This is a genomic window from Bartonella sp. HY038, assembly GCF_014117425.1.
Taxonomy (GTDB): Bacteria; Pseudomonadota; Alphaproteobacteria; order Rhizobiales; family Rhizobiaceae; genus HY038.
Genome location: NZ_CP059726.1, coordinates 193,574 through 200,943 on the forward strand (window position 1 = coordinate 193,574; position 7,370 = coordinate 200,943).

The 7,370-nt window shown below is 35.5% G+C and carries 9 protein-coding genes; 8 read left to right on the forward strand and 1 reads right to left on the reverse strand.

Annotation, left to right across the window (positions count from 1 at the left end):
- Positions 1–222 precede the first annotated feature (222 nt).
- The 8 genes from H3299_RS15375 to H3299_RS15410 all read left to right on the forward strand — a co-directional run bounded on the left by H3299_RS15375 (position 223) and on the right by H3299_RS15410 (position 6,814).
- On the forward strand, positions 223–1,086 hold the full coding sequence (locus tag H3299_RS15375; RefSeq protein WP_182419872.1) for a PaaX family transcriptional regulator C-terminal domain-containing protein: 864 nt from the start codon (positions 223–225) through the stop codon (positions 1,084–1,086).
- A 499-nt stretch (positions 1,087–1,585) separates the two neighbouring features.
- Entirely contained in the window at positions 1,586–2,392 is an 807-nt protein-coding gene (locus tag H3299_RS15380) for a Phenylacetic acid catabolic protein (protein ID WP_182419873.1), read from the forward strand.
- Positions 2,393–2,794: 402 nt separating this feature from the next.
- Entirely contained in the window at positions 2,795–3,601 is an 807-nt protein-coding gene (locus tag H3299_RS15385) for a Phenylacetic acid catabolic protein (RefSeq protein ID WP_182419874.1), read from the forward strand.
- A 201-nt stretch (positions 3,602–3,802) separates the two neighbouring features.
- Positions 3,803–4,252, forward strand: coding sequence for a hypothetical protein (locus H3299_RS15390; RefSeq protein WP_182419875.1), 450 nt, complete (start codon positions 3,803–3,805; stop codon positions 4,250–4,252).
- 154 nt (positions 4,253–4,406) lie between these two features.
- The gene (locus H3299_RS15395) at positions 4,407–4,847 is read left to right on the forward strand and encodes a hypothetical protein (RefSeq protein ID WP_182419876.1); all 441 of its coding nucleotides are present in this window, start codon (positions 4,407–4,409) and stop codon (positions 4,845–4,847) included.
- 173 nt (positions 4,848–5,020) lie between these two features.
- Positions 5,021–5,449: a hypothetical protein gene (locus H3299_RS15400; RefSeq protein WP_182419877.1), complete on the forward strand. Its 429-nt coding sequence runs from the start codon at positions 5,021–5,023 to the stop codon at positions 5,447–5,449.
- A gap of 164 nt (positions 5,450–5,613) precedes the next feature.
- Positions 5,614–6,066, forward strand: a complete 453-nt coding sequence (locus H3299_RS15405) for a hypothetical protein (RefSeq protein WP_182419878.1) — start codon at positions 5,614–5,616, stop codon at positions 6,064–6,066.
- A gap of 145 nt (positions 6,067–6,211) precedes the next feature.
- Complete coding sequence (locus H3299_RS15410; RefSeq protein ID WP_182419879.1) at positions 6,212–6,814, forward strand: hypothetical protein; 603 nt, start codon at positions 6,212–6,214, stop codon at positions 6,812–6,814.
- Between the two features lie 53 nt (positions 6,815–6,867).
- On the opposite strand, the gene H3299_RS15415 is transcribed toward H3299_RS15410, so the two are convergent.
- On the reverse strand, positions 6,868–7,032 hold the full coding sequence (locus H3299_RS15415; protein ID WP_182419880.1) for a hypothetical protein: 165 nt from the start codon (positions 7,030–7,032) through the stop codon (positions 6,868–6,870).
- Between the last annotated feature and the right edge of the window lie 338 nt (positions 7,033–7,370).

Consider the following 7,370-nt stretch of genomic DNA (forward strand, 5'->3'; position numbering starts at 1 on the left):
ATGATGCCTTGAGGTGGCATCACATGTTACACGTGAATCATTGTTGCATTTGATTAAAGAGATAGGATAGTTTCGAATTCATAAATAAGCAAAATGGCGTTTCCATATTTTGCGGTTCAATTTACGCCAAACAGGCCTAAATATAGGTTAAATGCCGATGCTTTCTATAATTGGCATTTGCCATTTTATGAAGCAAGATACTGGCAAGAGTTGAAGGTTTTGATGTTTAAATTTGAAGGTAAGCATTTTCTTGAGCCACCCAGATGCTCTGCTTTTCTTATAACTATCTATGGTGACGTGGTTGAGCCGCGTGGTGGTGTCTTATGGATGGGCAATCTTATTGATTTATGCGCGGTGCTTGGGTTTAATGGTACACTTGTGCGTACATCCATGTCACGCTTAGCTGCGGCAGGCCAATTACAGGGCGAGCGCATTGGCCGCAAAAGCTATTATCGTTTGCAGGAGCATACGCGTGAGTATTTCCACCGTGTTGGGGAAAGTTTGTTTAACCCTCAGCCACCAAGCAATGAATGGTTTATTGTTGCGCGACGCGATATTGAAAACGACCAGAGTTACTTAGAAAATGGCTTTGCAGTACTTAATCGTCATATGGTGATTGGATCAAAACACGCAAAGCAACCCAGCGATGGGTTAGTTTTTGAGGCGAATATCGTGCGAACCGAGCGATGCTTGAAGGAATTTGTTGCAAATTTTTGGGACTTAACAAGTTTACAAAGGCGTTATGAGACTTTTTCTGACCATTATAGCAATCTATTGAAGCAAGAGGCCATTGCTGAGTTAACGCCTTTTGATTGTTTGATCGCTCGTTTGGCCCTTGTGCATGATTTTCGTCTGATTTTGCAAGGTGATCCGCATTTGCCAAAAGAGGCGCTACCGCAGCCATGGGCAGGCGATATTGCTCATGTACTTTTTGCCAAATTATATCTAGCCCTTACGCCGAAAGTTGAACAGATCATTGCGCGTGATCTTAGAGGGGATAGGGGTAGTCTTGTGCAAACAAGTGCTGATACTGAGCAGCGTATAATCAATTTGCAAGGATTTATTGCGCGTAAAGATAGGTTATAGGCAAAGACCAATAGTCGCTAGCACACTAAAAAGCAGCGTTTCTCTAAACATCCAATAATTTACATAAACAAGTAAGTTCAGCAATAAAACATAAAGGGGGAAGCGAAAAATGGGCGATATAGGCATTTTAATTTTAGGGTGCTATTGATTGATAGCTGTTTACGCCATTGATATAATGGTAAACTATTCTCAATAATCCTTCGCTGACGCTTTAATAATTGCTAATCCTCTTAATTTAAATTTAGGGTTTTTACTAAGAGTTTAGCATAATATGTGTTTCAATTGAATTGGATAGCATACTAAGGTTAGTCTAAAAAAACTATATCTTAGGAAAGGTCACTGTTAAATATTTGAAAATTATTGAGTTAATCGATCTTATCTTGATATGTTAATTGTTAGACCTACATATGTTGGTTCGCCATAAGTGGTACTATATTAGGCAATATTGGTGCAAAAGCGCTGTTAGCGATGGTAACATTGAAAGCAAAGAGGAAAAATCATGATTAATGGATTTGACAATGTTATAGCCCTTGAGGCGCATATTAAAAGTGGCGGCGTGATTTCCTCTCCGCGCAATGTCACTTCGCGCTATCGTGCGGATTTGTTACGCCTGATGGCGTCTTTTGTGGATAGCGAATTTGCCGCTTCTGCGGGTTTTGCTAGCATATTGAATGAGGCACCTGGTATTGTCCAGCGGATTAATGTTGCACGTATCGTTTTAGAAAAGGCTGAAAGTGGTGAGGCGGTGTTGAATATTATGGCTGATTTTGGCATTGATATTCAACAATATGGCAATAATCACCCCGATAGAAGCAATTTTGATTGGTCTGATCGTTTAGAACGTGATGGTGATATGAGCGCTTTACCGTATAACTTGCGTGATATGCGCTTGTCGGTATTTTATTATCCGTTCAAAAACTGGTGTGATGCTATGATGATGGGCGTTTTAATGGGTAAGGCAAAGCAAATTCAGCTGCAAGAATTAAGTCAAATATCTTACGCGCCACTTGCTGATGCTTTTCGAACCATTAGCACTATTGAGCAACGCCATACCAATCTTGCCCGTGATGAATTATTACGGCTTGCTAAAGGCGCTTATAAAAATGGCACGAGCGATGAACTAAAATCGCTATTTCACTACTGGTTGCCAAAAGTAAGAGCAATTTTTGGATCGGTTAATTCTTCGGGTTTTGAGCGTCTTAAAAAATTTGGGCTGCGTTATCGTAGTAATAAGGAAATGTTAGATGAATTTAATCTGCGTGCGGAGGAATTACGTCAGTCCCTGCGGATTATCGCCGGCTTATAGGTGTCGCTACAGCATAGACAATTCAAAGCACCAACTAATTCTGTGGCCTGACGATATTTGAAAGAAATATGTGGTTTAAAATATAATTTTGCTTTTGACTTTTTTCTGCGTGTAAGATGGCAATCTACTTTGAATATTTTTGTAACCAAAGCATTTATTGAAATACTCAGTTAATCTGCGTATATTTATTTTTCAAATCGAATGATAATTTTGAATGTGCTAATATCGAATATGCCTAACATTTTTTAAAAAATTTTAAAATATCGTAATCATTACTTAAAAGCATGCATTATATCCTTTTTGATACCGTTTTTTGCATAAATTTTGAAGCTATGGCTTGAATTATGTTTTAATATTTTTGTATAAGAAAATTATAAACTATACTATGGTGGGAGAGATTTAATGACGGGGCAAAAGATTAGGGAGCGAGATCTTGGTGAATTTCTTAAAAATGGTGGTCTATTGTTATCACCAGAAGAAGTGCTAGAGCCCTATCGTAGTGAATTAATTCAAATTATGGCTGCATTTTTTGATAGCGAGCTTGCGGTATCAGCCGGCTTTGTTGATCTTTTGAACATGGCTCCTAATATTAATTTGCGCATTAATGTCGCACGATTGGTGGTTGAAAAAGCAGAACATGCTAAGGCTATCCTTGATATGATGCGTGATTTTGGTGAGGAGGGGCAAGAATATCAAAATCGCGTTAATAATGAAAAAGGTTTTAATTGGGCGGCTCGTCTTGATCGTGGCCATAATGGTGCAATGCCTAACATGATTAACTTAGATAAGCGCGTTAATGTGTTATATTACCCTTATGAAAATTGGCCAGATGCGGTTATGATGTATGTTGTGATGGAAAAAGCTGCTCATATTCTAATTAGTGAATTATCTAAAATCTTTTATAAACCTTTGGGAATGGCTTGTCAGCTAGTCATGACATCTGAACGCCAGCACTCTTATCTTAGTCGTAAGGAACTGTTACGCCTCGCTAAGGGGAGTATGAAAACAGGTGATCTTGGTAAAATTGAAGCTTCGTTGGATTATTGGCTTTTTCGCGCACGGGCCAATTTTGATTCAATTAATTTACCTTATTTTGAACGCTTACGCGCATTGGGATTACCCCATAGGAGCAATCAGGAAATGCTTGCTAAATTTAATATAAAAGCTGATGAGTTGCGCCAATCGTTGAATCTTGTTTCGCGTCTTTAGCTTATCTTCAATAAATATAAAATATCCTTTATTACAGCTATTTGCTATCAAATAACAATTCAATTTATTATTGAAATAAATTGCGGTAATGATGCTTAAATTTTTAAAATATTAGTTAATTGCAAATAATCTATTGCAATTTAGCGCTTTAATATTTTATCCTTGTGTCGGCAAAATGGCGTTTTCGCAAATGGGGATATAATGAAGCATTTTTTTAAATCATTTTTACTAACAATTATTATTCATAATATTTTGTTAGGTTTTTTTATTTGGCTGTTTGTATTCAACTATTTGGGGGACGATACTGCATCAGACATGATGGCTGGTAGCTTACTCACACCTCTATTGATTGTTCTTGGTATTTTTACCGTAATGGATCTGCTTTTAATGTTGTTTATTGCATTACCATTCTTTGCAATTGTCAGAAGAAACACCAATTTTGCATGGTATTATGGCATTCTTATGGGGCTTGTAATGGGGGGCGCTACAGGTTTGTTTCTTCGGTTAACATCAAAGAGTTATAATTCTGCGCAATTTGTTGGTTCGCTGCTTTTGTGGTTTATTTTTGGGCTTATTTTTGCAGCTGTTTATTCTTGGTCGACTAGGCGTGAAAAACGCCCCTTGGCAAAAGTGGACCAAGTTTTTAAATAATTGATGATCTTTGAGCCTTAACATATTTCATATCTTGAGGCCTATTTTTACAAATGTCAGTATTGGCTTTAAATATTGAATGATTGAGCAATATTTTACTCGTATCAAGGTAATACTCTTTAAGCAAAATACACTTTTTAATAAAGAAGAAAAAATGGGCAGTTTTTTTAAATCATTTCTATTAACAATTGTGATTCATAATGTTTTGCTAGTATTGCTATTATGTTTCACATTGTTAAGCACTCCCAACCCAATTGGTGACGTAGTTTCGTTCTTTTTATTTAGAGTTATGGTCATCATTGGTATTTTTACCCTATTTGATCTTGTTTTTATGTTTTTGATTGGCGTGCCTTTTTTTGCAATTACGCGCAAATTTGCCAATTTTTCTTGGTTTTTTGGTATTCTCATGGGGTTTTTAATGGGTTGCGCTATCACTCTATTTATTTTCGCAACCAATGAAAATGTTTTTAGTGTACAAGTTATTGGTTCTTTTGTTTTGGGTATTACTTTTGGCTTGATTTTTGCGCCCATCCATTATTTTTTTAAAAAACGTCAAAAGCCAGCTTTAGTTAAGGTAGATGAAGTTTTCAGTTAATGTTTTAAATAATAAAGGAAATGGCTAAGTTGTATTGATTGAAATTTAGTTTGGTTTATTTCCAAAGGATTGAAGAATTTTTATAGAAATTAATAAAAATATCGGCTTAGTAGTTTGATATTGTAAATAAATAGCAGTTATAGTGAAATGTTATAGTGATTGGCGGGGTTGAAATGAAAAGTTTTTTTAAATCTTATATTATTATGCTTATAATTCTAGCTTTCTTAACGGTTGGAGTAAAATTTTATTTGTTTAATGATGTGCTAGGCAATACCATCAGTGTTTTAGATGTGATAATACACACGATAGTCTATGACGTGACGATGCACGTTGCTTTAATGTTTGTTGTCGCTTTACCATTTTTTATATTAGTTACAAAATTTACCCAGTTTTCTGCAATCTATTCAATCGCTATGTGGTTTTTGGTATTTCTTTGTAACGATTTTGCTTCTCAATTTCTATTTGACGACTTCCTACCAACTAAAACAAAATCTTTGTGGATAGCAAGTGTCTTTGTCGGGGTGATTTATCAGCTCATTTACAATGCATTTAAGAAACGTGAAAAAGTCACAGCGGTTAAAGTTGACGGTGTGTTTGAATAAGCTTCTGGCGATGAACTACTCCCTCAATATAGTTTTTTAGTGAATTGAAAATTTCATGATAGGTGTTTTGCACTATCAAGCACCTATTTTAAGTGTCAGCATTTGTGCAATAGTTTTTAAAGCATATGGCTTTGGCTTAAACGGTCTTAAGCGTGGAGTTTCTATTGTATTTTATAAAACATGGGATAATGAAAAGCTTTTTTAAATCCTATATAATCGTCTCCTTAGCTTTAACAATGTTGAGCCTTGGATTAGAATTAAATCTTAAAACCAATGGACTAGACGGTGCTCTACTTTATTTAAATATGATGAAGAATTATATTGCCTTGGATTTGGTCGTGGACTTCGTTTTAATGATGGTTGTGGCTCTACCCTTCTTCATACTGGTTCAAAAATTTAGCAATTTTTCATGGGTTCACGGCTGCGTCATGTGGTTTTTAGTGTTGTTTTGCGGAAGATTTACGGTCGAGTTTTCTTTTACCGATTTAACATATAATTTAATTAAAAATATGTGGCTAGCAGCCGCGATTATTAGCTTTATTTTTACGGCGGTTTATAATTTTTTCAAAAATAGAGAACAGCGACATCAGGCTAAGCTTGACGAGGTTTTTGAATAGGTTTTTCTATTTTTCAGCTGCAACAATTGATTATATTGATTTCAAAACACTGGCAGATTTTAGTTTATGTGGTCAAGCATGGCATTATTAAATCATAGTTCATTTGATTTTTGTTGCTATAGCTCCTTACAGTTAAGGAAAATAAATGCGGACGATTAATAAAGAAGGCATCATCATATCAATGAAATTGCGAGATGATCTTTACACTATTGGTATGACGTTAAAAACCGCCGGCTTTTTGGTGTTTGATATAAAAAGCAAAGATGGTCAATGGCACAAAGATAGTCTTAAAAATGTAAAACCCTTGCTTAGGGTTTTTGCTGTAACAAAACTTATCTTCAATCATTTGGGCGTTGAAAAACTTGAATTAGATTATGACGAAGCCGCAGTTAAAGCATTTGAGGATTATAGGTGGATTGATCCATATATTTATTACTATAATCCAGACTATGACGGCACATTTTATGATAAGTTTTGGCTTGGTGGTAAATTATTACAAATGGATAGCAATTTTGATGAGCGCGAAGTTATTCACTGGAATTTAAAACTGCCAGAAGATCGTGAGGTTATTGAAAAAACTGAAATGATTAATATGTGGTCAAGTCAAAGTTTACAAGATCGGCTTGTTCGTTATTTTGACACCGGCATTAACCGAGATGACCTGAAGTTTTTTGTTTTCCCTGACCTTTGGGATGATATTGATAAATTGCGTCCATTAACCCGCCGAGTAGCGATACCTTGGAGATAAATTTAGCACAAAATAATTACTGGGGGAGGGATTATGGAAAATTTCATGAAAGCTTATTGGCTAAGTTTTGTTATTACATTAGGCAGCATGATTATTTTGTATTTTTGTTGGGTGGTGTTTCCGAATGATGATGTTTTAGCAACTATTGTTGTATTTTTGTTTCTTTTTTCGGTTTTTGTTCCCGTTATTACCGCCATAAATACTGCTATATTGGTCATTATTGCTTTACCACTGTTTGCGATAGCCCATAAATTGCGCATATTTGGTTTTTTTGCGTCAATAATGCTCGGTATAATTGTCGTATTAATCCAAAAATTATATCTTAATAGCGAAATTTATAATATATATACATTGGTTTTTACTGGATTTGGTGCGTTTTTCGGGCTGCTTATTTTTTACTACTTTCGCAAATTCAATAAAAATGAAAGTCAGGGATAAAACCTTAAACGCGCTTGGCTTATTCCACCAGTAAAGAAGTATTGGTGCGGTGATTATAGAGCTTAGCCTATAATTAAGTTGTTTTGTTGGTATCCCCATGCTTGCTTTTTCAAGCTTT